Below are 26,358 nucleotides of genomic sequence, written 5' to 3' on the forward strand. Positions count from 1 at the left end.
TCGGTCAGAGGAGGGGGAGGGCAAATCTCTGGGTCCCAAAAAGTCACACCCCGGCGACCCCACACATCGTTCATAAACGGCCTTAAAAAAACGATTCAGGCGGGAAGGTCAGGTCCGCAATCGTGGTCGACCGCATCAAGCCCAGCGAAATGCGGGTAGATTTGCGGGTGTTTCATTCTGTCAGTAAATTTTTCCTGATTTAATTCAGATCTTTATCACGGGAATTAGATGCCTCTCCTGGGCACCACGATTTCGGGCTAAGGCGCTGAAATCCCTTTCATTACCTTGAGTTAGCTCCACGGTTTGGTACATGGCTTGGTACATGGAGCAAGCCGTGAGGATAGCTGTGACTGGACTGAAGCGCGAAGGCGATTGGTATCATTTTCGACGGACCGTGCCCCCTGATCTTAGAGAGATCGTCGGGAAGCGCGAATGGAAGCGCTCGCTCGGTCTGAAGGTCGGAGACGAACTCAGAGCGGCCGCACGAGCCAGAGCGCTTTGGAAGGAAACCGAAGCGCAGATCGCCGAACTTCGCGAAAAGATCGCTCACCGCGATGATCCCGCTCGCCTCGCCAAGGAGGCGGGAGAATGGGCGGCTGAGTTCGAGCTCCTGGAGGGACAACGGGGCTCTGTTCGAGAAACGGTACTCCACGAACGCGGAATGGAAGCGTTGGACAGTCAGCGCGATCTCGCGATCGATCACATCATCGAAGCTGCGGGAAAGAAGTTCGGGTGGGATGAAGAAGGCCGCCCTCGGGCATTCACCCCAGAACAAGAAGCCAAGCTCGCGGTTCTGGAAGCAGGCAAGCCGGTCTCGCCGCCGCTAACAATCGCCCGCGCTCGCGATCTCTACATTCAGGACCGTTACGCGGGAAAGCGGAACAAGGCCGTCATCCAGGGGGTCGGCCAATTTATCGACTTAGCGGGCGATCTAGTCCTGCACGACATAACGCGCCCAATCGTCATCAAATGGCTGAACGACCTAGCCATCAAGAATGACCAATCAAAGGGAACGATCAAACGCCGGCTCGGCACGCTGAGAGCGATATTCAACCATGCACGCGATAACTATGGCCTAGCAGGGGACAATCCGTTCGCCAGACAGAAAGTTCCGGATGTCGCACGACGTGGAAACCCAAGAGTTCCGTTTCACAAAGTGCATTATTCTCTGCTCGACAGACATCTCCAGACCGGGAAGGTCGCGGATGAGCAGCGCCTAATCCTAACGCTTCTACGATATACAGGATGCCGACCATCGGAGATTGGCGGCCTCAGCAGGAGCGAGGTTTATCTTGATACGGACGTTCCAGTAATTCGCGTTAGGTGGACAGAAGACCGTCGTGTGAAAACTGGGTCTTCCGAACGTATCGTCCCACTCGTCGGGCCAGCGCTTGATGCCTGTAAGGAAGCGGTAGAACGCTCGCGCAGCGAGGCACTGTTCAGTGAAAGATATCAGAATACGGATCGTCTATCGCAAGCGCTGATGAGGGTTATCCATCGCGCTGGCATTCCCAAGACAAATAGAAGATTGGTGATCTATTCCTTCAGGCATTCAATCAAAGAGGCGCTTCGGTTAGCAGGCGTCGCGGACGAATTACAGGACGCACTGATGGGTCATACCAGCAACCATGTGGGTAGGGGATACGGCGCCCAGCGTCGCCCTGCTTCCGTGCTTTCGGAGGCGATGGCAAAAGCCCACCCGCTCCTCGGCGAGGTGGACGAGACAGAGTACCTGCCTGGCGAACTCCCCGACCCGGAATTTTTGGCGAAAATTTCCAAGGGGGCATCTAACGGTACCGCTGAGTGATTTCCCCCCATACCCCCTGCCGGCTGACCAGCGGGGGGTATTAACCCGCACCCTTGCCCCACTCTGGGGACGCGCCCGGTAGGGAGCGCCAGACACATAAGCGCCCGCTGTCCATCGACGGCGGGCGTTTTCCATTCGAGGAGACCCCATGGACACCCAGCCCAGCATTCACGACCCGACACCAGCCGCCGCAGCTGCGCCCCGCGATGCCTCCCCAGCGGCCACCGAGGGCGTGACCGAAGAGAACGCTTTCGACTGGCACCGCACCGCCTTGGGCGCCCCAGCGCGGCACCTGGTCGATGAAGCGATGGGCGCCGCCGACGCGATCCGAACCGCTGCTGAAGGCGCCAGATCGCGCCAGGAGCGGCATCTCCAACCCGCCTGCGCCTCAGTCGAGGCGATCGTGATGAACCTCTCTGTGAGCGCCCTGAGCGGCTCTGAGGGCGGTCTTCACGTCACCCGCTCAAAGCAGCAACTGGAACGCCGCTGGCCGGGCAAGCCTGCGGGGATGAATGCGGGCTTCGTGCGGCGCCTGGACGAGCTTCAAGCGGCGGGATGGCTGCGCCAGAGCCAGGGCGGCCGACCGAGCGGCGGACGTGCCCGGCAGACCGTGATCTATCCAGGACCGGCACTATTGGCCGCCATCGATCGCCTTGGGGTGACTTTCGCGGACATCGGGCAAGAGCGCCCCTCTGACACCGTTACCCTTCGCAGCGAAGTGGCTCCTGGTCATCGCCGGGGGAAGCCGATCCCGCTACCCGGCACCGACGAAGTGCGGGGGATCAAGGACGAGGTTGATGCGCTGAACGCCTATCTCGACGGCCTCGACATCTCCGCTGCTGGACCTCACGCCCCAATGATCGACCTCAACCGGCGCAGTCTTCGCAGAGCGTTCCTCGACGGAAGGCTCGACCGGGGCGGGCGCTACTTCGGTGGCTTCTGGCAGACACTGAAGAAGGATGTGCGAAGGTCGGCCCTGCATCTCAACGGGGAGCCGGTCGTCGAGCTCGACTACGTCAGCGCCTTCCCCAGGATCGCCTATGGCATGGCCGGAGCGGAGCTTCCCGAGGGCGATCCCTACGACATTCCGGGGATTGGCCGGGAGCACCGGGCTGGAGCAAAGAAGGCGCTCAACGCCCTCCTGTGGCGTGAGAGTGCGATGAAGCAGGTCCCGGACGGAACGCGCCACCTCTTTCCAGCCCACCTCAAGGGACGGGACGTGGAGCGGCTGATCCGCGAACACCACGCCCCCATCGCTCACCTCTTCGGGACCCGCGCTGGGGCGAACATCATGTTCCTCGAAAGCGAAGTCCTGAGGGTGGTCATGGGGGAGCTTATGGAGCTGGGTATCCCCTTCCTTCCCATCCATGACGCGGTTCTGGTTCCGCTCTCCTCTCGTGAGGTGGCACAGAAAGTGATGCTGAAGGCGTTCCGAGAGATCGTGGGGATCGAGGGACAGGTGAAGGCAATCCATCCCCTATCGCTCCACTAACACCACACCTCAGCCATCACCTCCCCCCAAGAGCCCCTATAGATGAAGGGGTGGGGTAGGGTGGGGTGGGGAATACCTCTTTAGTACCCCTTCCCTCTCTCCCTTAGAGGGGGTGTTAAGCCCCCCTCTCCCTTAGAGGGGGTGTTAAGCGGCAGCCTTGCTCGACGCGCTCCGCTTGATCCGCTGGACGCTGGAGCGGCTGATGCCCAGAAGCTCGGCCGCTTCCACCTCCGTCCGTCCCTCGGCCAGAAGCTGCAACACCTCGTCGGCCTTTCGGCGGGCCGTCGGGGTGCGCCCCTTGTACTTCCCGGCGGCCCTCGCCTTGGCGATGCCTTCGCGCTGGCGCTCCAGCATGATCTCGCGTTCGAACTCGGCCACGGAACCGAGGATGCCGAGCATCAGCTTCCCAGTGGCGGTGGACGTATCGAGGTCCATCGCCAGGATGCGCAAGGCCGCCCCCTTGGCCCGGATCGTCTCGACGATCTCCATGAGGTCGCGGATTGAACGGGCCAGGCGGTCGAGCTTCGTGACCAGCAGCACGTCCCCGTCTCGGAGGTAATCCAGAGCGTCGCTCAGAGCCTCTCTGGTGGCCACTGAGGAGACTTTCTCGGAGAAGAGCCTCTCAGCCCCAGCGGCGCGGAGATCGCGCTCCTGGGCTTCTAGGCCGGCTTCCTGGTCCGCTGTTGAGGTGCGGGCATATCCAATGAGCATCGCTGCGCTCCCTGCTTCACTAACATCATTGACGTTGTGACGCCGAACGCTTCAAAAATCAAGGGCGACTTATGTGACGCTCATTTCCGAGGGCAGCCGACGGCGTCACTAGGGCAAGGCTCAATGAATCTACATGGCCGCTCTTGGGCGAACTGGTTCTTATTGCTTAGAAGGAAAGTAACGGAAAAATTCTAGCGTCCGCCGCCAGACGGGCGTGATCATAATTTCGCGGTGTGCTCGAGGACGCCAGCTTGACCGATCTAATTGTCGATGCCGTTTATAAAGGCGGGCGCCAAGGCAACGCCTCGGACGATCCGCTGCCTTCACTCTTGAGTGTTAGCAATCAGGGTGGTTTCAGGTACCGCGGAAAACTCACAGGTAAAATGGCGTTACTCTGTCTCGTAACCAGCACTCAGGACGCTGATTGGCCGGACGCGCTCGACGAAGAGACAGGCGTGTTTACATACTTTGGTGATAACAAAAAGCCCGGGTCATCGCTTACAGGAACACAACGGTTCGGTAATAAGATATTGGAATTGTTGTTCGAAAACGCGGATGCCGAGTCATCACGAAGCCTCGTTCCGCCGACATTTATTTTTGAACGTACTGGCAACTGGAGAGATGTCAGATTTGTAGGCTTGGCGGTGCCTGGTTCAGCCGAACATTCCCAGGGCGAGGACTTGGTTGCGGTGTGGCGATCCCGCAATGGCCGGCGATTCCAGAATTACCGTGCGAAATTTACGGTTCTTGATGCCGCTGAAGTCTCTCGACGTTGGATTAACGTCCTAATTGATGGTGGTACAGACGCGACCTTCGCCCCCGTTGCTTGGCGAAAATGGCTGGAACTCGGCATTCGAACCCCGCTAAGAGCCCCGCGAGTCGTTGAGTTTCGAACGCCTGACGAACAAATGCCTTCCTCATCCGGAGACCGAGCGCTCCTTGCGGCGCTGGTTCAGCGTTTCCGCGAGGACCCTTATGCATTCGAGAAATGTGCTTGTGAACTTGTCCGCCTACATCTCCCTCGTATCGCAAGTCTCGCGCTCACGCGGTCGCATCAAGATGGAGGGCGGGATGGAATTGGCACCTACAGTATCGGCGAAGGCCCTAGTTCCATCACGGTAGATTTCGCTCTCGAGGCAAAGTGCTACACTCCACCGAATAGCGTGGGAACGAGAGATGTTTCACGCCTTATCTCTCGGCTCCGACACCGCCAATTTGGGGTGCTCGTAACAACGACTTGGGTCGCACGGCAAGCCTACCAAGAGCTAAAGGAGGACCGTCACCCAATCGTAGTAGTTGCTGGCGGCGATATCGTGAGGATTCTACGGCGGGCAGGCATCTCAACAGTAAGTACGTTGAACAGGTGGTTGGATTCCCACTCTAGAACACTACAAGGAAAGATTTAGAGAAAATGCCTGACTCGCATCTTACAACGGAATTTCGGCCGAGAGCTCGACTCCTTCAGCTACTGGGAGATCAGCTTATCGCAAACCCCCGACTTGCCGTTTTCGAGTTAGTAAAAAACGCTTATGACGCCGACGCCACACACGTATCCATTGTTTTTGAAAAAATAAACACCCGAGACGCCAGAATTGTCATCGAGGACAACGGCACTGGCATGTCTGAGACAACCATAAAAAATATTTGGCTCGTACCCGGCCACGATCACCGAGAACAACAACGCCTTCAAAACAAGCGCACGGAGAAAGGCCGTTTGCCACTTGGTGAGAAGGGGGTGGGTCGGTTCGCAGTCCACAAGCTCGGTGATAAGATCAAACTTATCACTCGAGAAGAGGGACACGATGAGTGTACCGTCGAGATAGACTGGGCGAAATTGACGAACGTCCCAATGCTGCACGACGCCAAAGTCGAAATTTTCACTCACGCCACCCCCAACATATTCAAAAATTCGAGCGGCACCAGGATCGAGCTTTCGAAACTTCGTGAATCGCGATGGGGACGCCGCGAAATCCGCAATCTGTATCGTCAAATTGTTTCCATATCTTCGCCCTTCGGGAAAGATCGCGATGATTTTATTGTAGAATTTTCGGTTCCGGATCAGCCGTCGTGGATAGTTGACCTTCCCGATGTTGAGCACATCCTATCTCAGGCCCCCTGGCGATATTCCTTTGCATTGGAGAACGGTACTTTCTCTTTCGAATATTCCTTTCGGGGCGTTCCCGGCGTTAGAGTCGAACCTAGGACGCTAACCGGGACTGGCGAGCGTTTGAAACTGCCATTGCGTTCCGACTGGGATGCCAATCTCGATTCGACAAGCACTCAGTCCAAAGTCGTAGCAGATCAAAAAACCACCGCCGGCATCGGTACCGTGAAGGGTCACTTTTACGCGTTCGATCGAGATCGAAGTGTAATGTCGCAGTTCGCCAACGCCAGCGGCATCAAGATGCTTCTCGATGAAGGAGGGGGCGTCCGCGTCTACCGAGATGGGATTCGCGTATATAACTATGGCGAAAGCGAGGACGACTGGTTGGGTCTTGACCTGCGACGGGTTCAGAATCCGACGATGAAACTCAGTCGAAATATCATGTTCGGTGCGATCGAACTTGAACTCGCTGATAGCGCGGGGCTGCGGGAAAAAACCAATCGCGAGGGATTCGTCGAAAATCAAGCCTACGCACGTCTTCGCGCCATCGTATTAGGCGCACTTGCTGACTTTGAGACCCATCGGTTCCGGGACAAAGAGGCGATCCGAAAGTCGACCTTATCGTTGACGGAACGCCGAGCTGAACGCCTGACACAGCCGCTCGAGAATCTAAGGTCAGCTCTCGCCAATAAAGGACTAGAGCGGGAATTCGCTCCCATTTTGGCTCGCATACAAGCTGACTATCAAGAACTGCAGGAAAGCAGTTTACGCGTCGGAGTATCGGGCCTCGGGCTAGCGGTCGTATTCCACGAAGTCGAACATGGCGTTCGGACACTTTACGGCGCTCTCGAGGCCGGCGCGTCGCCGGATTCCGTCCTATTGCAAGCAAAGGAACTCATGAGAGTACTTGATGGATTTTCCGAGTTGCTCAGAAAAGGTGAACGAAAAAGAAATAGCCTAAAAAAGCTTATTCAGCGCTCGAGGGAGGTCAGTTCAGTTCGATTTAGAAATCACGACGTTAAACTGGTCTGCCCAATCTTAGAAGATGAGAATGATGGGCCATTCGGCGTGTTTGCATTTGGGCTTGTGCTTGGCGCTATAACGAACCTATTAGATAATGCGTTTTATTGGCTGCGGGTCCGATGGGTAACGCCCCTTGTGGAGGGCGAGAAGGTCCGAAAAATTTACATCGGAGTTGATGAAGATGAATCTGGAAATCCGCAGATCATCGTAGCTGACAACGGCCCCGGCCTCGACGCTGATCCTGAAGAACTCACTCGTGCTTTTGTCAGTACCCGGCCCGAAGGAATGGGGCTGGGACTCTATTATGCGAATATGGTCATGGAGCTGAACGAAGGGACATTATCATTCCCCGACCCACTGGACCTTGACCTCCCTCCCGAGTTTGATGGCGCCGTTATCGCGATGACGTTCAAGCGAGGTTAGTAGCTAAATGATTGTTCCGGGTCGCTTCATCGTAATCGACAACACAAAGGCACATCTTGACGCCTTAAGTGATGTATTCGTTTCGTTACGTAGCCCATGTCGACCAATTTTATTCGACCCAAGCGAAGATATTGAAGTCGGTTGTTTTGAAGGTGCACGGGCAATTTTTTGCGACGTTCATTTACTGGCGGGAATTGCCGGTACTACAGATGAGATGTTGTTTGCGAATATTATCGCAGTGCTGGCGCGAGGGGTTCCGCGGGCGGGGATGCCGTATGTACTCTGCCTATGGACGCGGCACGAGGATAAGCGAGACGCGTTCGTAGCTTATCTTGAGAGATCGATCTCTGAGGAGAACAGACACGCTATCCCCCTCATGGTCATCGCCCTCCCAAAGACCGACTTCATGCGAGATTTAAGAACCGGTGAGGTTCGTGACCCCTCAGCGCTAAAAGAGGCGGTGAAGGAGAAACTTACAGAGAGTCCGCAACTTACAGCAATTCTGGAGTGGGAGTCTTCCGTTCATCTTGCACTTAATGCAATGTTGAATACCTTAACAAACACAGCTCGCACACTTGAGCCGGGCAAGTCCCTTCCAGAAGCTTTAGATGTGCTACTTAGTCACCTAGCGGTAGGGGCGGCAGGTCGGCCACGTGCTCTTGAAAACCCGCAGTCGGCGATATCAGCCGCTTTGGCTCCGATACTCGCTGACCGTATCAGTCACGCTCAGCGAGCTGCGAGCCCGGTTTGGCGGTCGGCAATAACAAAAATTCCCGCTATTCAAAACCTTCAGCCTCTGCACGCGGCCACCATTCTAACAATGGTGCACGTCGCTATCGAGCCGGGCCCGTCACCGCTGGAATGGGGGGGCGTTCATCTACCGCCTGAGAAGTACATAGCCACAAGCTTCAGACGCAATCATGGCTGCGCCTATGGGGACTTCATCAAGAGCCTGACTTTCACAGACGGTACAGCGCCAGATGGATCGTCGCTGCGACTTATACGAGTTGGCGCTGCTTGCGATTATGCACAGAAAAATCAAGGGCCGGTTCCGATGGCCTTAGCTTTGGAAATACCAATTGAAAATCTAACGAAAAATAAGAAAAAAGATATTAAAAGCCGGGGTTACTTGTGGATTTCTCCTCCGTTCAAGAATCACAGCGGCACAGGCGTGTTCTTAGTATCTAATTTACGCTATCTGCACTATTTCTCGACAACCGTTGCCAGAAAATACAAGGCGCTATACCGCCTACGCGAACCTCTTCTCATGGAGCTCATCAGTCGCATTTCGACTTACATCTCGCGACCCGGCATCTTGAATATTGAGACTAAATAATTTTCGGTCGCGCGAAGTTTTTTCTTTTTTCATTATCTCTGTCACGATGCTCTGCATCACAGGAGGGCAAACAGCATTGCCAAGCAATCTAATTTTGTCTCTCCTAGTTCCATGGTCGAGCTTAAATTCGTCAGGAAAGCCCATAGCGCGGCGCAACTCCGGTACTTGAAGCATTCTAATTACTTTTCCATCAATGCTCGGTGAGACCAGCGCAAACCGGTCCACCGTAGTTATCGTTCTAAGCGGGCGATCAAGAGTTTGCCAGCCCCCACATCCGTCAGTTCCATAATAAACGATCAAATACTCTCTGTTGGGGCCAATAGACTTCTCGGCACGTCCCGCCCGATCGAGCGTAGCTCTCGCTCTCGTCGGTGAATGCAACAAATTCGTTGGCCATTTTCCTTTAGGGTCCAAGACGGCGGCAATCGTAGGCTTGCGGCCTGGACGCTTTCTTAAACTTAATTGTGGCTGTTGGCCCTTCCGACAAACAAGGAAAAGGCGCTTTCGTTTTTGAGGGACGCCAAAATCGGAGGCCTCAAGAACTAACTCTTGATGGCTATATCCAAGCTCAAGAAATTCGTTCTTTAGTTCGCCATAACGCGACCAGGGCCGCATATGAATTACGTTCTCTAGGACCACCCATTCGGGCGAAAACTCCCGAGCATAAGTTACAGCCATCATCGCAGTGGCGCGGCTATCCTCAGAGCGGGGAGCGCTACCTTTCGCACAGGTATGGTTGGTGCATTCAGGTGAAGCGAGGAGAAGATCAACTTTACCGACCTGCCTCCTCAATGCGCGGCGATCAATCTGCTCAAGGCGTCCCTGAACTGCTACTGCATCAGGGAAGTTATTGGCGAAGGTTTTAATCGCCACTTCGTCGAGATCAACGCCCCCGACGACTATCGCTCCTGCGGCCGCGGCACCTGCACTACTCCCGCCGGCTCCGCAAAAAATATCAAGCGCTCTCATGTAGTGCCCCCCGCTCCCTCGCTAAGGTATCAGGGTGACCGAGCTGCGCCAGGCTCGAATCGCAGCGATTTGCAACACCCGAGGTTGGCGCCGCATTCGGAACTTGTATCGACTGACAATTTCGAATCTCGATATGTTCCTATCTGTTTTCTTCAAGGCATTCGATGCTACGCAATTACCCTTCTAACCCAACCAAAAACTCGTCGATGCACTGCCGCAGTTTCGCTTGCTGTGACTTTGACAGCGCCAGCAATTGCTCCCGCAATGCTCGCCTGTGTATCCGCATCTCCACCCAGCGAGACGGCCAGCCGGACGGAGTGCTCCAGACTTTCACCCTCCAGGCCACAGATGATGGCCTCAGGGACCGACCGAGCGGCCGCCACCTCGAACCCATAGTCGGTACGAATGTCGTCCGCTGAGCGGCTCATGTCATAGCCAAAGCGATCCTCGATCTCCTGCCGGATCGTTTCGCGCGTTTCTCCCTGGCGCATCCACCAGACGGCCAATGCCACGGCTTCAGCCCCCGCGAGCCCTTCAGGATGATCGTGCGTCACCTCTGCGGTGGCTCTCGCGAGGCGGAGCAACTCGGCTTCGTCTCGGGCCACATAGGCCACGGGAGAGACGCGCATGGCCGCGCCATTTCCCCAGCTGCCGTAGGGGCCGGCTGAGGGGTCGTGCGCCCAGCGCTCGAACATGCCCCCATAGCCGCGTTTGGGGTAGCGGCACACGAACCGCCTCAAGGCGCCCGCGAAGTCGCCGTCTGTGGCGAGGGCTTCAGCGATCGCAGCGGTGCAGACCGTGTCGTCTGTGAAGCGGGAGCGGGGCGTGAACAGCTCGAAGTCGGTCGTCTTGATCCGGCTGTGCTCATAGGTCGAGCCGACGATGTCCCCGAAGACCGCCCCGATCATGCTGAAGCAGGCCGAGGCGGGGCAGCAGTCAGCAACGGATGCCTCATCACCATCGCTTCTAGCGCGTGCTTCCGTTCGGCGAGTTCGGCATCGACGATCTCTCGCCAGACCGTGAGGCGCTTCGCGAGCTGAGCGTGTTCCTTCAGCAATGCCATCCGAACTTCTCCGCCGCTGGATCGCATTCTGTGCCGCAGCGAGGACAGTCGATCTTCGATGCTTCGATCTTCGGGCGACACATCTGGTTGAAACAGGCCGAGGCCGACGAAGCCTGCCCCATAGGCGTCGATCGCGGCGAAGTCTCTCGCCCCCCGGATCGCCTCTCGGAGCAGCCTGTCGAGCTTTGGCTTGGGGGCCGGCAATTCCGATGTGCTGCGGACAGCGTCTTCCTCGTCCGTGGCAAGGATGTCTGCATACTTCTCGATCAGGTGCCGATCGCCCTCGCTAACTGACACTTTCGACGGACTGACCGGACTTGAGAGAGCCAACGCACCCCCAAGAACCGCCCCAGCGGTAGCCCACCAGAACCCAGACACTGCGAAGCCCAACACTTCGATGACTGGGTTGGATGTGTGTGTGATGGCAAGCCCGACTGCGTAGATGAAAGCGCAAAGGACCAGCGTGCTGAGCCTCGACTTCGCATCGGGATGTCTGGCGCCTTGTGTGCCGATCCCAGCAGCGAGACAGACAAGGCTACCAATCAGCCAAGCTACGCCATGCCAGACACTGTGCGTTCCTACGAGAAACGCAATGACGGCACTCGATAAAACAAAGATCAGCATCAGGGCGGTGAAAGCCAGCTGCATATTCTGACGACGGCCTGGCACGGCGTCCCCTCTGTTCGAAATCATGGAGGGGTAAGTTACTGATACGGCAGACCACTTCTCAACCCGCCCCTCGACGATTTGGTACATGGGTCCCTTGTGAAAGCCGGTTGATCTGGCGGTCTGGTTGACTTCTGAGCGTCGCCACGATTTGGTACATGGGTGGCAATAACTCGCCATGTACCGACGCTGAGGCGGCTTCATAAGGTATTGAAATTGTTGCTATTTTAGAACTGCCTAATTTATCGGGCAATCCTCTCCTGGGCACCATTCCAAACCGGTTTGTTTCACAAAATTTTCGACCCGGTGGGTCGAAAATAGGTTTGGAATGCCCCGGCAGGGGCCCTGAGCGCGCTGCGCGAGCTTCGGCTCGGCGAGCCACACCCTTGAATTCGAGCGATGGATGTCGCGCCGAAGCTTCAGCGAAGGCGGACCGGACGTGCTTTGCCGGCTTTCACCCAAAATCGAAATGGCACCACTTCCACACCCCTGTACCGGAGCCCAGCCCATGACCGCCCTTCCACCCTGTCCGAAATGTGCCTGTGAATGGAGTTACGAAGACGGGGCGCTGCTGGTCTGTCCCGAATGCGCGCATGAGTGGGCGCCGGGTGAAGCGGCGAGCGGCGATGCTGAGGCGCGGGTCTGGCGCGACGCCAATGGCACCGCGCTGGCCGATGGCGATACGGTGACCGTGATCAAGGATCTGAAGATCAAGGGCACGAGCCAGGTGGTGAAAGTCGGCACCAAGGTGAGGAATATCCGCCTGACCGACGGCGATCACGACATTGACTGCCGCATTGACGGGATCGGGTCGATGGGCCTGAAATCCGAATTCGTGCGCAAGGTTCAGAGCGACTGACGAAACGCCCTGCCCCACCTTACATCCCCGTCACGTGACATTATCACATAGGCGCCCCATATTAGGGACGTCTGAAACCGTTTGGCGGGTGTCATGAACGCCAGAAGCACGACAATCCGGCCCGTTCCGGCCGCCGCATGGATGCGGCTGGCCCTGGGCCTCGTCGTGGCGGCGTTCATGGCGTTTCAGGGCGGTGTGGCGCGCGGGCATAGTCATGACCCGGCGCTGATCGCCAGCGCCCCGGCGCATGCCGTCTATATCGCGGCCGATGACGGCCAGCCGGCCGTGCCGCTGCCGGCCGGCCACGACACGCAATGCCCGCTTTGCCATGCGCCCTTCCACCATGGCGGCATACTGGCTCCGGCCGATGCCGCTCTGGTGCGCATCGCGCTGGCCGATGCCCCGATGCGGCCCGGCGCGGAACTGGGCCCCATTACCGCGCGCGGCCCGCCGAGCCCGCCCGCCCGCGGACCCCCATCCCTGATCTGACCTGACGGACCGGCTCTGACCGAAACGAGCCGGACCCGGATCACGCCCGCAGTCCGTCTGGAGAGACCAGCGGCCCCCTTGTGATCCCGTCCGCGATCCGGTGATCCGATCCGTCATTTGACCCCGTTCCGGCTGCGCCCGTTCAAGGCGCGCCGGCCGTCTACCCGTCAGATCCGGATACACACGTCATGAAGCGTTCCTCTTCCCGTTTTGCCTCCCCCCGCCGCGTCCTGCTCGCCGGCGCGAGCCTGTCCCTTCTCATCCCCGCCGCCGCGCTCGCCCAGAGCGAGACGGGCGAGGCCGAGCGCCCCGAAGACCGCGACGTCATCATCGTCACGTCGAGCGTGCTGCGGACCACGACCGACGAGGTGACCGGCGCGGTCGAGGTCGTCGACCAGCGCCATATCGAGGACAATCTCGCCGGTTCGCTCGCCGACACGATCGCGCACGAACCGGGCGTGTCGACGACCTATTTCGGCCCCGCCGCCAGCCGCCCCGTGATCCGGGGCCTCGGCGCGGACCGGGTCATGGTGCTGGTCAACGGCACCGGCCTGATCGACGCCTCCACCGCCAGCCCGGACCATGCGGTCCAGTCCGAGGCGCTCGAGGCCGAGCAGATCGAGATCCTGCGCGGACCGGCCGCCATCGCCTATGGCGGCGGCGCGATCGGCGGCGTGGTCAATGTGATCGACGGCCGCATTCCGCACGCGCCGGTCGATGGTCTCGTGGATGGCCGTATCTATCTCGGTGCGACCAGCGTCGACGAAGGCCGCACCGCGGCGGCGCGCGCGCGGATCGGCGCGGGGCCCTTCGTCTTCACCGCCGAGGTGATGAACCGCACCGCCGAGGATTACGACATCCCCGGCTATGCCGAATCCGAGCTCTACCGCCTGCTCGAGGAGGAGGAGCATCATGACGACTCCCGTCCCGCCGTGGCCCTCGAAGAAGACGATCACGAGGACGAGGCGATCGGCACGGCGGAGAACACCTGGCTCGACACGCAGAGCGCCTCGGTGGGTGTCTCGCTCGTGCAGGACTGGGGGTTTGTCGGCATCGCCTACCGGTCTTCGGAGTCGGAATACGGCGTTCCCGGCCATGCCCACCATGACGAGGAAGATCACCATGATGACCTTTTGCCCTCCTTCGCAGCCGCCGAGGCCGAGGAGGAAACCGTCTACATCGACATGGTCCAGAACCGCTGGGACGTCCGAGGCGAGGTGGACCTGCCCGGCGGCGTGCCGCTCGACAGCGTCCGCTTCTCGCTCGGCATGGCCGACTACAAGCACACCGAAATCGAGGGCGGGGCGGTCGGAACGCTGTTCACCAATGAGGGCTGGGAAGGCCGCGTCGAAGGCCGGTTCGAGCCGGTCACGCTCGGGGCCGGCACCTGGGAAGGCGCGGTCGGCGTCCAGGCCTTCCGGCGCGACTTCGCCGCGCTGGGCGACGAAGCCTTCGTGCCGGCCTCGGTGACCGAGGACCAGGGCATTTTCACCGTACAGCGCTGGGATGCCGGCGACTGGGGGCTGGAAGGCGGGCTGCGTCTTGAGCAACGCGACCTGTCCTCTGTGGCGGGCGACCGCGATTTCTCGACGGTCAGCGCGTCGGGTTCGGTCTTCTTCCGGCCGGTCAGGGACCAGTTCTTCGCCGTGACGCTGTCACGCAGCGAACGCGCCCCGACCGATGTCGAGCTGTTTGCCGACGGTCCGCACCCCGCGACCAGTTCCTACGAGGTCGGTGACGCATCGCTTGATGTCGAGACGGCCCTCTCGCTTGAGTTCACGGCCCGCACGCCGGTGTTCGGCGGCGATCTCGAAGCCGCGGTCTTCCGCGCCGAGTTTGACGGCTTCATCGGCCTGTTCCCGACCGGCGCCGAGATCGATGAATTGCCGGTGTTCGAATTCCGCGCCGTCGATGCGACCTTCACCGGTTTCGAGGCCCGCTTCGAACGCGAACTCGGGCAGCTGCACGGCTGGGATCTGTCGGGCGAGCTGATGGCGGAATATGTCCGCGGCGAAATCGATGGCGGGGGGAATCTGCCGCTGATCCCGCCGCTGTCGATCTCCGGCGGGCTGACCGCCTCGACCGACCGGCACGAACTGCACGCCTCGCTCGAATGGGCGGATGTTCAGAACGAAACGGCCGCCTTCGAACTGAAGACGCAAAGCCATGTCCTCGCCAATGCGCGCTGGACCTGGCAGCCCTTCACCGAGCGCGATGTGCGCTTCATCCTGGAAGGCCGGAACCTGACCGACGAGGAGATCCGGGTACACACCTCGGTGCTGAAGGACCGCCTGCCCTTGCCGGGCCGGAACTTCCGGGCGGCGATCGTCTACAGCTTCTGACCGGCGGGAACGGCGCTGTCATTACTGCGCCGTTCCCATTCTTTTACGGGGAGTGCTGATCCCAACCCTGTTAAGGTCGGGATCATCATTCATACGCTCACCGCAAGGAAGCCGACTTGAAACCCACGGAATGCGCGGCCTGCAAGGCCCCCTCCGAGCAATTGTCCGCCTTCGATCCGGGATTGGATACTCACGGCATATCGATTTTCGGATGCCGGTCTTGCGGCAGCTTCACGATGTGGCCGCAGCCGGACAAGGACTACTCGGCTCACACGACGGAAACGAGCGCGTGGCGCGACTATGTCGAGATGAATTGCTCGATACACGACATCGTCAGCTCGGTGATGCCCGCCGTCTATGCCGGTACGGCGCAGCGTTATCTCGACGTCGGATGCGGTTTCGGTTTCTCGCTCGACATCGTGCGCCGGCTGACGCGGAGCGAAGTCCTTGGCGTCGAACCGGCCCATTACGGACAGCTGGGACGCGAGCTTCTCGGCATTCCGGTGCTGTCGGTCACACTGGCAGGCGGGCCGGAGACGCGCCGCGAGCCGGAATTGCGCGATCCGTTCGACGTGATCTTTTCATCCGAAGTGGTTGAGCATGTCACCGATCCGGACGGTTTCCTCGGCACGCTGAAAGCCTATCTCAGACCTGACGGCATTCTCGCGATCACCACGCCGCGCGCGGAGGCATTGAACGAGCCGCGCCGGAACAACGAGAAACTCGCAGTCATCTCCCCGGGAGCGCATGTCTTTCTCTATTCGCGAGCGGCCCTGCTCGACGCGCTGCGCCGTGCCGGTTTCGACCACATCGTAGTCAGGGAGGCCAACGTTACCCGGATCGTCTATGCCTCGACCCGGCCCCTCGCCATCCCGGAAATGGATGCCGGCGTGGCGACGATGCAGTATTTGCGTCTCGCCCTGGGAGAAGGTGATCCGCGCGACACGGTGAAAACCGGATTGCAGTACCGGCTTTACCGCAATCTCGTCGAACGCGCCGACTGGGCCGGCGCTTCGGAGCTTGATGAAGAAATCGAATTCGTTCAGGCCCCGGAGAGTCTTCGCTACGACCGGTATTCCGACTTTCTGCAGGACTATCGCGCCTGCGATCCAACGCTCTGTTACCTGCGCGGCATGCTCTACCTGAATTACAGGGGTGCGTACGAAGACTCGCGCGACTGGTTCCTGTCCGCATTCCGCTTCTGCGTCGAGAAGCTGAGGATCGCACCCGGCGAAGCGATCGTGGAATCCGATCTGGTCTGGCGGGCGTTGTTCCACGCCGCGCTCGCGGCCCGGCATGCAGGCTTGCCGGATCAGGTCCGGTCAATCTGGGTAAAGTCGGAGATGGCGAGGTCGGTGGGTTTCCTGCCGCCGATTCCGGAGGACATCATTTCGCGCCTGGAAGACGATCTCCACCTTCACTCCATCACGTGATGGCGGGCGCCGCGGCCTGAATGCCGAGTCAGGCCGTACGAACGGCCTGACGCTGTCCGGCCTGCCACCAGACGACGGCAGCCACCAGCGCGGACTGCGCGAGAACGCCGAGGAAGGTGAACAAGAACACCAGGAAGGCGAGCTGCGAGGTGCGGCTGTGCGCCAGCCAGTCCGGCTGTACGGACACGAAATACCAGCCGGGCGTGTCGATCCGGGCAAAGCCGACAATCCGCCCGTCGGACGTGCGGAAGGCGCCGTTCTGACGGCCGTCATTGCGGATGCGCTGCGCGAACTCGCCCGACCGGGCCGAGGCTTCGGCTGCGGCGACGGCTTCAGGCGTCAGCGGGTCGATGCCGACCAGGTCGCGATGCGCGATGAGATCACCCGCACGCGTCAGGATCATGTTCTCGGTATGGGGAACCGTGTCCAGAACGGACGTGGCCAGGTAATCGCCCATCGCGATGGTGATTCCGAAGGCACCGATATGCCGGCCGCCGACCCGGACGGGCGTGTGACAACCCGTGGTCAGGGCCGAACCGTCGGTGACATAGATCAGCCGCCGCAGGGCGGTGCAGGCGGTCGCGCCCAGCGGATTGGATTGCGGGGCGACCACGCGGGCGAGGCTCTCGTCCTGGAAGTCGAAATCGGCCGGCGCTTCGCGGCGGTAGAATTCCAGCCGGTCGGCCCGCTCCGGTCCGAAGATGATCAGATCATTGTGCGGCGTGAAGAAATAGAGATTGTCGAAACGCGTGTGCAGGGCCTCGCCGTGCTGACGGACGGTCTGAAAGGCGGCCAGGATCATGCGCTGGCGATCATTGGTCATTTCCGCAGCCGCGGGAATGAAGGCACCCATGCCGCGGACATCGTCCCCGAATGCGAATGCGCCGCCTTCGAACAGGTCGTCGCGGCTGCGGTGCGTGCCATCCGGCTGAAGCGGAAAGAGCCGGTTGAAGTCTGCCGAGACGTCCTGGCCCTGCAGCGCGCCATAGCGCCGCAGGAAGGTCCGCTGCGCAGCGATATGTGCGCGGCTGGCGTCCTCGAAAAGGGCACGCTGGCGATTGGCGCGCTCGGAAATGTCCCGGGTCATCTCCTCGACGACGAGGCGTTCCTGGCGCTCGGCGGTCACCGAGTAGGCAACCATGGCCGCCGCCGACGAGGCGACGATCGCAAACACCAGAACCATCCAGACATTACCGGCTGCGCGCATCCGCCCCCTCCCCATCAGTTGAGAGTCGGCTTAAGCGGCGAGCGTAAACAATCCCCTATCCGAAACCCGGGGCGGCAGGGCGATTCGCATCGGGGGCATCGATGGCCGAAGATCCGGTTTTCGATCCGGCTCAACAACGCGTTGCTGCAGGCCCATGCCGGACGGGTGCGGCCGGGCTAGCGCGCTGAAACGCTGATCGTGTAGGCGGAATGCTTCGATGCAAGCCGCGGCTCGGCGGTCGCCACCCGGACGAGGCCGGGGCCTCCCAGATCAACGCTGACCTCGGAGCCGGTGAAACGCGGCCGGTCGATCCTGCGCCCGGTGTCCGGGTCAACGATTTCGACCGTAAAGCGCATGTCGGCGTTTTCCAGGGTAACGGTGACGCTGAGCGGGCCGTCGGCATGAATCGCCCAGAGGTCCGACAGATCATCATGGCCGACATGGCCCCGGGCCGACGCATTGCTGCCGAGACTTGAATAGTTTCCAGCGACTTCGGCGTCATTATCGCCGCCTTCACCGTCATCACCATCCTCGATCGCGACTTCGAACAGGGATTCCGGTGTCACGGTTTCATAATTGTCGCCGATAGCGAAGACAAAGCCACGCCCGTCGGTGTCGGCGTAATATCCCGCCGTCGCTTCGCCCGGCAGGTTGCGTATACGCGGGAAGCCGGATCCAGCGCGCTCACCTTCGGGGTTCAGCATGCGGATGGTCATCGCGCCCAGGGCCGCGGGTGACTCTGACAGATTATCCGCCTCGCCGACATAGGCGTAGCTTTGCAGCAGGCCGCGCACCACGCCGAGATCGCCCTCGTCGGTGGCGACCCGGAAATAGCGATACTCGCCTCGGGGCAGGAGTTCGCCGACGGTGTAGATGCCGGGTTCGATCAGGACCGCGTCTTCAGGGGTCAGCCCGCCTTCGATCGGGTTGGAGCAACGCTCTAGCCGCCTTTCGGATCGGCGCACTGTCATCCCGACAGCTTCGCGCATCGCGTTGGCGAGTGCATCGCCGTCCGGTGCGTCGAGATAGCGACCTCCGCCGGCCTGCGCGATCGCGCGCATCTGCGCGGCCTGCGCGGCGTCGAGATCGAAACCGACCACATAGGTCGACAGGTTCACGCCGAGCCCGGCCAGTTCACCGGCAACCGCGACCGGGTCGCCGTTGCAGGTTTCCTCGCCGTCAGAGATCAACACGATCAGTCGTTCGCGCGCCTCGACCTCGATCAGATCATCAGCCGCAGCCCGAAGGCTGGCCGCGATCGGCGTATAGCCATAGGGCGTCAGGCCGCGCGCGGCGGTGCCCAGCGCGGCGATTTCATCGCCGGTGCGAAATCCGGTCAGCAGTTCGCTGTTGGGGCAGGAGGCCTCGGCCGTGTGGGCGAGCGAGCTATCGAACCCGTAAGCCCGAAGGCCGGCGAGCACATTGGCACCCTGCAATTCGGAGAGCGCGGCCTCGAAGGCGTCGAGCGCGATCTGCATCTTCTCGCGACCAGCCGCCTGGGCGCCCATCGAGCCGCTGGCATCGAGAATGAATTCCACGGCGATCGGGCCTTCGCCCTCAGGCGCGACCGTTTCGGATCCGGCAGCGAGCGTGCCACGCGTCACTTCCAGAATTCGGGCCTGGATGACGTCAAAGGCGGGACAGGCGTCCACGCCATGGTCGACCGCCACGATCTCGGTTTGGGCAAATGACGCCGACGCCAGAAGCCCCGCCGTCACCCCTGCAAGCCATACAATCCGCATCGCTAGCCTCCCCCCGAAACTCGGGAGGAGGCTAGCACGCGAATTCGACGATTGTGCAATGATCGCTATTGGGCCGGGCGAGCGGCCTTGTTGCGGCGGCGGCGGGGACGCTGACGCTTCGGTGCGCTGTCGGCCTCGGCCAGGAGGCGCTTCAGGCCGGCTTCGTCGGCCTTCCGGTCGCGGCGCGGTCCGCGAACGGTTCCGCCCGGACGCGGCTTGCGGTTCTGGTTGCGCGCTTGCGGGCGCGGTTGCTCGACGCGCTCTTCGCGTTCGGCCTCCGCGAGCGCGGCCGGCGTCGGCATGTCGTCGGGACGCACTTCGCGCTGGCGCACCGGCACCGAAGCGCCGATCAGCTTCTCGATGTCCTTCAGGAACGGGCGCTCGGATCCGTCGCAGAGCGACACAGCGACGCCCGCCCGGCCGGCGCGCGCGGTGCGGCCGATACGGTGGACATAGGATTCCGGCACGTTCGGCAGTTCGAAATTGATGACGTGGGAGACGTCGTCGATGTCGATCCCGCGCGCGGCGATGTCGGTCGCGACCAGCGCCCGCACCTGACCCGCGCGGAAGGCTTTGAGCGTGCGCTCGCGCTGGTTCTGACTCTTGTTGCCATGGATGGCCGAAGCGTCGATCCCGGCGGTCTGAAGCGTCCGGCAGACCTTGTCGGCACCGCGCTTCGTGCGGGTGAAGATGATCGCCCGCTCGACATCGGCACCGCGCATCAGCGCGACGAGCTGACCGGTCTTTCCACCCCGGTCGATGTGGATCACCGACTGGTCGATCCGCTCGATCGGACGCGCAACAGGTGCCACGGCGATCGAATCCGGATTGCGCAGGAAATCATTCGCCAGGGCGCGGATCTGCTTCGGCATGGTGGCCGAGAGCAGCACGGTCTGACGATCCTTCGGCATCGCGGCGAGGATGCGGCGGATCGCCGGCATGAAGCCGAGATCGAGCATCTGGTCGGCCTCGTCGAGCACGACGGCCGACGTTGCGCCGATGCGGATCGCGCCCGAGCCCATGAGGTCGAGCAGGCGGCCCGGCGTGGCGACGAGGATGTCAACGCCCTTGGCCATGGCGCGGACCTGTTGTCCGGCCCGGGCGCCGCCGATGACAATGGCCACGGACGGGCGGGTGTAACGGCCATAGGTGCGCACGGAATCGGCGATCTGGTTCGCCAGTTCGCGGGTCGGCGCCAGGATCAGCGCCGAACAGCCCTTCGGCTCGGGGCGCAATGCGTCGGCATGAATGCGATGCAGCAGCGGCAGTACGAAGGCGGCGGTCTTCCCGGTGCCGGTCTGGGCGGTGCCGAGAATGTCGCGGCCGGCCATCATGGCAGGCACGACCTTGGACTGGATCGGGGTGGCTTCGACATAATTCTCGTCCGACAGGGCGCGGAGGAGAGGCTGGGACAGGCCCAGCGTGTTGAATTCGGTCAATTCGAAATTCCATATACAAGCCCGCCGCGCGGACGCTCGGCCCGGCGCGGCTGGCAATTTCAATTTAGGAAGCTTGCGTAGACCAGCTGCCTGACGGCGCGCCTCGCCGGATATCCGTACCGGACGACCGGGGCGCAACTCATACGGCAACGATCACTGTGACAATTGCGCGGTCAACGCGCGCCGCAAACGGTCAATGCCGTCCTCTACGCGCGGCGCGGAACGCCTGCTCTCTCGCACGTGCAGCATCCAATGGCAATCGAATTCTTCCGACAGCAACTGCGACAATCAAATTCTGTTCTCGCAGTCGGCTTTCCCGCTACAGCTGGAACCTGACCGGTCACGGAAAGTTATCGCTACACAGAAGGAAATCGCTCCGATTTCCTTGAAACCGGCATTTCACCCTTATATTAACCTGTATCCATCCGCGCCGGTCAATTCCGGTTGAAATACAGACAAATGACTACAAGACGCGAGGTAAATACTCTATGTGCGGCATTGCCGGTGACTTGTCCTTTAATGGAAACAGGGTCGATCCCGAAGTCCTGTCCCGGATGGCGCAGCGTCTGGCTCCGCGCGGACCTGACGGAGACGGGCTGATCATTACCGGCCGGCACGGCCTCGCGCACAGGCGGCTGAAGATCATCGACCTCAGCGAAGCGGGCCGGCAGCCCATGGTCGACAGCGAGCTGGGCCTGACCCTGGTCTTCAACGGCTGCATCTACAATCACCGCGAATTGCGCAAGGCGCTCGAGGGCAAGGGCTACCGCTTCTTTTCCGACAGCGACAGCGAAGTGATCCTGAAAGGCTTTCACGCCTGGGGGCGCGACCTGCCCAGGCGCATGAACGGAATGTTCGCTGCCGTCATCACCGAGCGCGACAGCGGCCGGGTGACGATGATGCGCGACCGTCTGGGTATCAAGCCGCTCTACCTGGCGGAACGTCCCGGCGGGCTGCGCTTTGCCTCGACCCTGCCGGCGCTTCTGGCGGCTGGGGATATCGACCGCTCGATCGATCCCGTGGCGCTAAACCACTATTTCTCCTTCCACGCAGTCGTGCCGCCGCCGCGCACCCTGTTCAGCGGAATCCGGAAACTGCCGCCGGCGACGATCCTCGAGATCGAACCGGACGGGCGCCAGAAGCAGCACCGTTTCTGGACCCCGGACTACACCACCGCCGAGGACGAACGCGGGCTGGGATTCGAGGACTGGAAGGCGCGCATCGCCGAGGCGTTGCGCCTGTCGGTGAAGCGGCGTCTCGTCGCCGATGTCCCGGTGGGCGTGCTGCTGTCGGGCGGGCTGGATTCCTCGATGATCGTCGCGCTGCTGGCGGAAGCCGGCGCACGGGATCTGAAGACCTTCTCCATCGGCTTCGAGACCGTGGGTACGGAGAAGGGCGACGAATTCGAATATTCCGACATCGTCGCGAAACGGTTCGCGACCGATCACCGCAAGCTGGAAGTGGCCACGGAGCGCGCCCTGCCCGCCTTGCCGCGCGTGATCGACGCGATGGCCGAACCGATGACCAGTCATGACTGCGTCGGCTTCTATCTGCTGTCCGAGGAAGTCTCGAAGCATGTGAAAGTCGTGCAGTCCGGCCAGGGCGCGGACGAGGCCTTTGCCGGTTATCACTGGTATCCGCCGATGGATGCGGCGAACGATCCGTATGCGACCTATCGTGAGAACTTCTTCGACCGTGATCATGAGGAAATGGCCGACGTCCTGGCGCCGCAATGGATGGGCGGGGACCATGCCGGCGATTATGTGCGCGAACATTTCCTGCAGGCCGGGGCGGACCGGCCGCTGTCGAAAGCGCTGAGAATCGACACCAATGTCATGCTGGTGGACGATCCCGTGAAGCGGGTCGACAACATGACGATGGCGTGGGGTCTGGAAGCGCGTGTCCCCTTCCTCGATCACGAGGTGATCGAACTCGCCGCGCGCTGCCCGCCGGAGCACCATCTGCGCGAGAACGGCAAGGGAATCCTGAAATCCATCGCGCGGGACATCCTGCCCCATGAAGTGATCGACCGGCCGAAGGGCTATTTCCCCGTGCCGGCGCTGAAATATCTGCGCGGCCCCTATCTCGACATGGTGCGCGACGCGGTCACGTCCGAAGCCTTCCGGCAGCGTGAACTGGTTCAACCCGCCTATGTCGACACCCTGCTGGCCGATCCGGAAGGCCAGATCACGCCGCTGCGCGGTTCGAAGCTGTGGCAGGTCGGTGTGCTGGCGCTCTGGCTCGACGCCCACGACGCGGTAGCGGCATGACCGCCGGAACGCGCAGCCGGGCCGCCCGGGCCGTCCAGCACCGGCTCAAGCGGAAGCGCGAAAAGGCCCTGCAGACACCTGACCGGGTCGTTCGCGCCGAACAGGGCGAACTGCCCGAAGCGCAATCCGACGCCTGGATCGATTGCGGCTGGGGTCGATTGATCTTTGCACAGACATTCCCGGATCCAACCGATCTTGTCGCGCTCCTCAAGCGCGAGGAGCCGGACCGGCGCGATATCTGCTTCTATGTCCGAGACCCGCACGTCCTCCTCGGCCTGGCGCCGCTCGACCTGTTTCTCGACCCCTCGCACACCTATCAGCTGGATCTCTCGGCGGCTCGGCTGAGCGCCGACCCACCGCGCGGCTTCGTGATCCGCAAGCTCGGGTCGCGCAAGGATGCGGAAGCGGTCAACCGGATCTATGCCTCCTGCGGCATGGTCGGGGTCGACCCGGACTTCTTCTGGAAGAACCGGGACAACCGGGCGATGACCTACCTCGTCGCGGAGGACAGCAAGACCGGCGAGATCATCGGGTCGGTAACCGGCGTCGATCACGTCCGTGCCATCGGCGACCCCGAACACCGATCCTCGCTCTGGTGCCTGGCTGTCGATCACCGCGCCAGCCATGCCCGGATCGGCGAGGCGCTGACCCGCCATCTCGCGGCGCATTTCGCCGCGCGCGGGCGGCGCTACATGGATCTGTCCGTGATCCACGACAACGAATCCGCAATCCGGCTTTACGAACGGATGGGGTTCGAGCGCGCGCCGACCTTCACCGTGAAGCGAAAGAATCCGATCAACGAGAAACTCTTTACCGGCGAACCGCTGGAGACCGGGCTCAACCCCTATGCCCGCATCATTGTGGATGAAGCCCGGCGCCGCGGCATCGCGGTCGATGTGCTCGATAGCGAGGGCGGCTTCTTCCGGCTCTCGCATGGCGGACGCGCCATCGTGTGCCGGGAGTCGCTCAGTGAACTGACAAGCGCCATCGCGATGAGCCGCTGCGACGACAAGGCGGTGACGCGGCGGTTGATGACCGAGATCGGACTGGCGGTCGCGGAAGCGGTGGACGGGAATGACCGGGATGCGGCTCTGACCCTGATGCAGCGGGCGGGATCAGTGGTGGTCAAGCCGACGCGGGGCGAACAGGGACGCGGCGTCACCGTCGACATCCAGACCGGGGACGAGCTCGACCAGGCGATCGACACGGCGCGGACCTATTGTCCGGACGTCATCGTCGAAACCTTCGCCCCCGGTGACGACCTTCGCGTCATCGTGATCGGCGGCGAAGTCGTTGCCGCGGCGCTGCGAAAACGCCCTGCCATTCATGGTGACGGAAACAAGACCGTCCGGGAACTCATCGAGGGGCTCAGCCGGCGGCGCGCAGCCTCGACCGACGGGGAATCCACCATTCCACTGGATACCGAGACGCAACGGTGCGTCGCGGCCGGCGGGTTCGACCTTGACGATGTTCTGCCCCAGGGGACACGCTTGGAGGTCAGGCGGACCGCGAACCTGCATACCGGCGGGACGCTGCACGACGTCACCGACATCCTGCACCCGGCGATCGCCAAGGCCGCACGTGCCGCGGCCGAGGCGATCGACATTCCGGTGGCCGGTCTCGACTTCATCGTGGAAGCGCCGGATGCGCCGGGCTTCATCTTCATCGAGGCCAATGAACGCCCCGGCCTCGCCAATCACGAACCGCAGCCGACGGCGGAACGCTTCGTCGACCTGCTCTTTCCCCAGACAATCCGGCCCGAACGCAGCGGAGACCGCCCATGACCCAATGCGAAATCGACTCCGGCTATCTCCGCGACACGCTCGCGGCCCTGCTCTCGATACCCAGCCCGTCGGGCTATACCGACCGGATCGCGCGCTGGTGCGGCGAGGAGCTGGGGCGGCTGGGCGTCGAATACGAGCTGACCCGGCGGGGCGCGATCCGCGCCCGGCTGAAGGGCCGGAAGGCGCAACCGGCCCGGGCAATCATTTCGCATATCGACACGCTGGGCGCCCAGGTCGCCCGGCTGCAGGAGAATGGCCGTGTTTCCGTGGTTCCGATCGGTCACTGGTCGTCGCGCTTTGCCGAAGGTGCCCGCTGCACGCTGTTCACGCGCCAGGGCAGCTATCGCGGAACGATCCTGCCACTGAAAGCGTCCGGCCATGTCTATGGCGACGAGATCGACACGCAGGCAACCAGCTGGGAGCATGTCGAGCTGCGGCTCGACATCGCCGTTCATGACGCGGCCGGGCTGCACGATCACGGAATCGCGACGGGTGATTTCATCGCCATCGACCCGCAGCCGGAATTCATCGAGAGCGGCTTCATCGTGTCGCGCCATCTCGATGACAAGGCCGGTGTCGCCGCGGTGCTGACGGCGCTGAAGGCGCTGATCGAGGCCGATGTCACGCCGACGGTCGACACGCTCTTCCTGTTCTCGATTTCCGAGGAGATCGGCGTCGGGGCGTCCTCGATCCTCACGCACGACGTCGCCTCGATGATCGCGGTCGACAACGGGGCGTGCGCGCCGGGACAGAATTCCCGGGAGACCGGCGTCACCCTGGGCATGGCCGACATGACCGGCCCGTTCGACTATCACCTGACCAACAAGCTGGTGGATCTGTGCGAAGCGCAGGGCATCCCCTTCCAGCGCGACGTCTTCCGGCATTACCGGTCGGACAATGCCTCGGCGGTTGAGGGCGGCGCCGACGTGCGCACCGCGCTCGTCACCTTCGGGATCGATGCCTCGCACGGCTATGAGCGCGTTCACATGAATGCGCTGCAGAGCGTGGCGCGCCTGCTGATCGCCTATGCGACAAGCGAGGTGCAGATCGGGCGCGATGCCGAACCATCGGGCGGTCTGGAGGGTTTCACCGATCAGCCGGTCGAACCCGCTGAATCGGAGGATTCCGACGAAGGAGCGGAAAGACTGTTCGGCGACATGCCGGTCAGCTAGACCGGTCAGGCAATGCGGGAGTGTTTC

At 61.5% G+C, this 26,358-nt stretch carries 19 protein-coding genes; 12 read left to right on the forward strand and 7 right to left on the reverse strand.

What is annotated here, in order from left to right; genetic code table 11:
- Nucleotides 1-346: 346 nt before the first annotated feature.
- Both ACFOOR_RS06560 and ACFOOR_RS06565 read left to right on the forward strand, forming a co-directional pair.
- Entirely contained in the window at nt 347-1,807 is a 1,461-nt protein-coding gene (locus ACFOOR_RS06560; RefSeq protein WP_380214091.1) for a DUF6538 domain-containing protein, read from the forward strand.
- A 148-nt stretch (nt 1,808-1,955) separates the two neighbouring features.
- A complete protein-coding gene (locus tag ACFOOR_RS06565) occupies nt 1,956-3,299 on the forward strand; it encodes a hypothetical protein (RefSeq protein WP_343165491.1) in 1,344 nt (447 codons plus the stop codon).
- Nucleotides 3,300-3,443: 144 nt separating this feature from the next.
- Here ACFOOR_RS06565 and ACFOOR_RS06570 read toward each other — a convergent pair whose 3' ends face one another.
- Nucleotides 3,444-4,010, reverse strand: a complete 567-nt coding sequence (locus ACFOOR_RS06570; RefSeq protein ID WP_343165490.1) for a recombinase family protein — start codon at nt 4,008-4,010, stop codon at nt 3,444-3,446.
- A 233-nt stretch (nt 4,011-4,243) separates the two neighbouring features.
- Between ACFOOR_RS06570 and ACFOOR_RS06575 the strand changes: the two genes are divergently transcribed.
- The 3 genes from ACFOOR_RS06575 to ACFOOR_RS06585 are packed head-to-tail and all read left to right on the forward strand — an operon-like array spanning nt 4,244 to nt 8,896.
- Nucleotides 4,244-5,416, forward strand: a complete 1,173-nt coding sequence (locus ACFOOR_RS06575; protein ID WP_343165489.1) for a restriction endonuclease — start codon at nt 4,244-4,246, stop codon at nt 5,414-5,416.
- Between the two features lie 5 nt (nt 5,417-5,421).
- On the forward strand, nt 5,422-7,560 hold the full coding sequence (locus ACFOOR_RS06580; RefSeq protein ID WP_343165488.1) for an ATP-binding protein: 2,139 nt from the start codon (nt 5,422-5,424) through the stop codon (nt 7,558-7,560).
- 7 nt (nt 7,561-7,567) lie between these two features.
- Nucleotides 7,568-8,896 carry a hypothetical protein gene (locus tag ACFOOR_RS06585; protein ID WP_343165487.1) on the forward strand — a complete coding sequence of 443 codons (1,329 nt, stop codon included), beginning with the start codon at nt 7,568-7,570 and terminating at the stop codon, nt 8,894-8,896.
- Here the strand turns inward: ACFOOR_RS06585 and ACFOOR_RS06590 are convergent.
- The 3 genes from ACFOOR_RS06590 to ACFOOR_RS06600 all read right to left on the reverse strand — a co-directional run bounded on the left by ACFOOR_RS06590 (nt 8,810) and on the right by ACFOOR_RS06600 (nt 11,684).
- Nucleotides 8,810-9,865, reverse strand: a complete 1,056-nt coding sequence (locus ACFOOR_RS06590) for a DNA cytosine methyltransferase (protein ID WP_343165486.1) — start codon at nt 9,863-9,865, stop codon at nt 8,810-8,812. The two genes, ACFOOR_RS06585 and ACFOOR_RS06590, sit on opposite strands and share 87 nt — an antisense overlap.
- A 167-nt stretch (nt 9,866-10,032) precedes the next feature.
- Entirely contained in the window at nt 10,033-10,773 is a 741-nt protein-coding gene (locus ACFOOR_RS06595; RefSeq protein ID WP_343165485.1) for an ADP-ribosylglycohydrolase family protein, read from the reverse strand.
- On the reverse strand, nt 10,770-11,684 hold the full coding sequence (locus ACFOOR_RS06600; RefSeq protein WP_343165484.1) for a hypothetical protein: 915 nt from the start codon (nt 11,682-11,684) through the stop codon (nt 10,770-10,772). The genes ACFOOR_RS06595 and ACFOOR_RS06600 overlap by 4 nt, the downstream gene beginning before the upstream one ends.
- Nucleotides 11,685-12,102: 418 nt before the next feature.
- On the opposite strand from ACFOOR_RS06600, the gene ACFOOR_RS06605 reads away from it, so the two are divergent.
- The 4 genes from ACFOOR_RS06605 to ACFOOR_RS06620 all read left to right on the forward strand — a co-directional run bounded on the left by ACFOOR_RS06605 (nt 12,103) and on the right by ACFOOR_RS06620 (nt 16,717).
- The gene (locus ACFOOR_RS06605) at nt 12,103-12,453 is read left to right on the forward strand and encodes a zinc ribbon domain-containing protein YjdM (protein WP_343165483.1); all 351 of its coding nucleotides are present in this window, start codon (nt 12,103-12,105) and stop codon (nt 12,451-12,453) included.
- Between the two features lie 93 nt (nt 12,454-12,546).
- Complete coding sequence (locus tag ACFOOR_RS06610; protein ID WP_343165482.1) at nt 12,547-12,942, forward strand: hypothetical protein; 396 nt, start codon at nt 12,547-12,549, stop codon at nt 12,940-12,942.
- A 188-nt stretch (nt 12,943-13,130) separates the two neighbouring features.
- Nucleotides 13,131-15,284 carry a TonB-dependent receptor domain-containing protein gene (locus ACFOOR_RS06615; protein WP_343165481.1) on the forward strand — a complete coding sequence of 718 codons (2,154 nt, stop codon included), beginning with the start codon at nt 13,131-13,133 and terminating at the stop codon, nt 15,282-15,284.
- A 116-nt stretch (nt 15,285-15,400) separates the two neighbouring features.
- Nucleotides 15,401-16,717 carry a class I SAM-dependent methyltransferase gene (locus ACFOOR_RS06620; RefSeq protein WP_343165480.1) on the forward strand — a complete coding sequence of 439 codons (1,317 nt, stop codon included), beginning with the start codon at nt 15,401-15,403 and terminating at the stop codon, nt 16,715-16,717.
- A 28-nt stretch (nt 16,718-16,745) separates the two neighbouring features.
- On the opposite strand, the gene ACFOOR_RS06625 is transcribed toward ACFOOR_RS06620, so the two are convergent.
- The 3 genes from ACFOOR_RS06625 to ACFOOR_RS06635 all read right to left on the reverse strand — a co-directional run bounded on the left by ACFOOR_RS06625 (nt 16,746) and on the right by ACFOOR_RS06635 (nt 21,105).
- A complete protein-coding gene (locus ACFOOR_RS06625; RefSeq protein ID WP_343165479.1) occupies nt 16,746-17,924 on the reverse strand; it encodes a hypothetical protein in 1,179 nt (392 codons plus the stop codon).
- A gap of 176 nt (nt 17,925-18,100) precedes the next feature.
- Complete coding sequence (locus tag ACFOOR_RS06630; protein ID WP_343165478.1) at nt 18,101-19,666, reverse strand: vWA domain-containing protein; 1,566 nt, start codon at nt 19,664-19,666, stop codon at nt 18,101-18,103.
- 65 nt (nt 19,667-19,731) lie between these two features.
- A complete protein-coding gene (locus ACFOOR_RS06635; RefSeq protein ID WP_343165477.1) occupies nt 19,732-21,105 on the reverse strand; it encodes a DEAD/DEAH box helicase in 1,374 nt (457 codons plus the stop codon).
- 488 nt (nt 21,106-21,593) lie between these two features.
- On the opposite strand from ACFOOR_RS06635, the gene ACFOOR_RS06640 reads away from it, so the two are divergent.
- From ACFOOR_RS06640 to ACFOOR_RS06650, 3 genes are read left to right on the forward strand one after another with little or no spacing between them, the layout of a single operon-like run.
- Complete coding sequence (locus ACFOOR_RS06640) at nt 21,594-23,375, forward strand: N-acetylglutaminylglutamine amidotransferase (RefSeq protein ID WP_343165476.1); 1,782 nt, start codon at nt 21,594-21,596, stop codon at nt 23,373-23,375.
- Complete coding sequence (gene ngg / locus ACFOOR_RS06645; RefSeq protein WP_343165475.1) at nt 23,372-25,159, forward strand: N-acetylglutaminylglutamine synthetase; 1,788 nt, start codon at nt 23,372-23,374, stop codon at nt 25,157-25,159. The genes ACFOOR_RS06640 and ngg overlap by 4 nt, the downstream gene beginning before the upstream one ends.
- Nucleotides 25,156-26,331 carry an osmoprotectant NAGGN system M42 family peptidase gene (locus ACFOOR_RS06650; RefSeq protein ID WP_343165474.1) on the forward strand — a complete coding sequence of 392 codons (1,176 nt, stop codon included), beginning with the start codon at nt 25,156-25,158 and terminating at the stop codon, nt 26,329-26,331. The genes ngg and ACFOOR_RS06650 overlap by 4 nt, the downstream gene beginning before the upstream one ends.
- Nucleotides 26,332-26,358: the final 27 nt, after the last annotated feature.

Source organism: Hyphobacterium vulgare (genome assembly GCF_042643335.1).
Lineage (GTDB): Bacteria > Pseudomonadota > Alphaproteobacteria > Caulobacterales > Maricaulaceae > Hyphobacterium > Hyphobacterium vulgare.